The sequence below is a fragment of the Bacteroides cellulosilyticus DSM 14838 genome, assembly GCF_000158035.1.
GTDB lineage: Bacteria > Bacteroidota > Bacteroidia > Bacteroidales > Bacteroidaceae > Bacteroides > Bacteroides cellulosilyticus.
On record NZ_EQ973525.1, the window covers coordinates 1 to 1,415 of the forward strand.

The window sequence follows — 1,415 nt, forward strand, 5'->3', positions numbered from 1 at the left end:
AATTCCTATTCCGGTTCAACCGTTTGCCACACCGGTTATGAGAAAGCGGATTATTCGGATCGTTCCTTCGTAACGCGCATGGACAACCTGGGTAATCCCGATGTTCTCCTGGTCTTTGGCGGTACGAACGACAGTTGGGCGAAGGCTCCTATTGGAAGTTACCAGTATGCAGACTGGACTAAAGCCGATCTTTACAGCTTCCGTCCTGCCTTCTGCCGACTGATGGACTATCTGACTAAACGCTATCCGGATACCCGAATCTATAATATCACGAACACCGAACTGTCGGAAGATGTAATTAACTCTATGGATGAAATCTGCCGCCATTATGGAGTAACCAATATCCACCTGCGTGATATTGACAAACAGTGGGGACATCCCTCCATAAAAGGAATGAAGAGTATTTGCGAACAGGTTTGGGATAAAATAGGAAAGCAAGATTAAGGTATGAGATGAGAATTATCCGGTGCCAAAATCAGTAACCATAAGTTAGGAACCATGAGAGATAGAATAATAAACTACATTCTACTGTTGATGTTTTGTATTCCTGTTTACTCTCAATCTTATATATTCCGCGGAGTGTCCGGTACAGAAGGACTTTCAGATTTGGTAATCAGTACTCTTTACAAAGACTCCTGTGGATATGTCTGGATGGGGACGGCTACTTCGGTAGAACGTTTTGATGGGGTACATTTGAAACATTATCCGATATATGCATCCAGTGAAAGATGGAAGTGGGTGAATGCCATTATTGAAACATCAGGGAATCAGTTATGGGTAGGAACTGATGGAGGATTTTGGCAGATAGGTCAGGATAGAGTGGATCGCATTGCTCCTGATGTGATAAGAAACGGAGTTCGCTCCATTGTGAAGGATGATAAAGACACCTTATATATTGGTAGCGAAACAGGGTTGCATATATATAAGGATGGAAAAATAGAAACAGTATTGCTGGAAAACAATTCCTTCTCTTCCGCCAATTTCATTGTCGGACTGCACCTGGAAGGTGAACGGTTGTGGCTCATAACCAGAAATGGGTTGTATTCAATGAATCTGAAAGATAGGAAACCGGTTCATTATGCAAATAACCTGACAGAGAAAGAAGCATTGTTTTCTTATCGGAATATAACCCGTATAGACTCCACACTCTATTTGGGAACTATGGAACATGGTATTCTGAGTTTTGATATCCGTACACACGAATTCCGGCATTATGTAGATGTGGGGTGCAATATTATCAGGTCCTTGTCTTGTGATGGGAAAGACGTATTATATGTAGGTACTGATGGAAATGGTGTGCATTTCATTTCTACAAAGCAGAATAAGATCATCCGTTCGTTTGATTACAATCCTGAAAATGGAAAAGGACTGCGTTCTAATTCCGTATATTCGCTTCTTGTTGATCGTGATGGATT

2 protein-coding genes are annotated in these 1,415 nt (G+C 41.6%); both read left to right on the plus strand.

Annotated elements, in window-relative coordinates:
* On the plus strand, window positions 1–444 hold a 444-nt coding region (locus tag BACCELL_RS25470), incomplete at its 5' end, for an SGNH/GDSL hydrolase family protein (protein ID WP_007215069.1).
* Window positions 445–498: 54 nt separating this feature from the next.
* Window positions 499–1,415: ligand-binding sensor domain-containing protein (locus tag BACCELL_RS25475; RefSeq protein ID WP_007215070.1), on the plus strand; the 917-nt coding region annotated here is incomplete at its 3' end.